The organism is Bartonella sp. AP9QHHD, assembly GCF_042195625.1.
Classification (GTDB): Bacteria; Pseudomonadota; Alphaproteobacteria; order Rhizobiales; family Rhizobiaceae; genus Bartonella.
In genome coordinates, this window is record NZ_JBHIOP010000100.1 from 1 (window position 1) to 1093 (window position 1093).

General features: G+C 37.5%; 1 pseudogene. It reads left to right on the plus strand.

The features are described from left to right. Nucleotides 1–1093 (plus strand): annotated as a pseudogene (locus ACFIK4_RS08840) (hypothetical protein); the annotation flags it as partial.

Below are 1093 nucleotides of genomic sequence, written 5' to 3' on the forward strand. Positions count from 1 at the left end.
CGGAATACGAAGACTTTTTTCTCCTTCTCATAAGGAAGGTGTTGCAACAGACACGTTAAGAGCAATCAGTAAACATTTAGGCAATGAAGCTTCTGAAGATCTAGGAAAATCTTTTAAGAATGCGGTCTCTACCGATTATGTAGCTGATCATAGTCCTTTTTTACAGGATCTTGTTTTTGATATCGCGAAAAGAAATCAAGGAGCTTATCTTGATTTGACTAAAAGAGCTGGGCAGAGAGCGCTGGGAGGAGGGGAGCGTATTCATCAAGCTGCTGATGAACACTTTGTTCCTCGTCAAAATGTCACAGGTTTAAAAGGTGATCTTATCGCGAGTAGGAAAGAAGCATCCCATACTCTTTATGAAATAGCTAAAAAGATACCAATAGGAGAGAAATATTATGGGGCACTTAATGAATTAATGGAGCGTCCATACTTTAAACAAGCTTATAATAAAGGGCTAAGGGGATTCATTAGTGATGGCAATAAAGCCAGTCCGTTTTCTTCTGAAAAATTTAGCCTTCTTAAAGAGAAACCCAACATGGGTATTCTCCATAAAACTAAGGAGGCTATTGATTTTATGATACGGGCAGAAAAGAGGCAAGGAAACAATAGCAAAGTTCGTAGCTTAGTAGATATCGACAAAAAGTTATTAGAGATTATGGATGATATATCGTCTGAATATAAGAAAGGGCGGGCATTGTATCATCAATATAGTTCACATGTAGATGCTATGGGTAAAGGTTCTAAAATCCTTAGCAAGTCGGTTAATAAGGATGAGTTCAGTAAAATCTTTGATGAATTATCAGAGGGAGAACAAGAATACTTTAAAAAGGGATCAAGAGCAAAACTTTTACAAGGTATGGGGCAAGCAGGAGATGAAGTATCCAAGGCAAAGGAGATTTTTGGTACGAATGATCTGTATGAACGATTTGCAAAGATTTATGGAGCAGATAAAGCTTCTGCTGTTAAGAATGTTGTCAATAAAGAAGCTGATTATGCAGATTTTTATAACAGAATACCAGGTCGTGTAGCGGATGAAAAGATATCTTTTACGCATAATGTCAGTATGCCAACGGGTAAACGTGATGCAGCT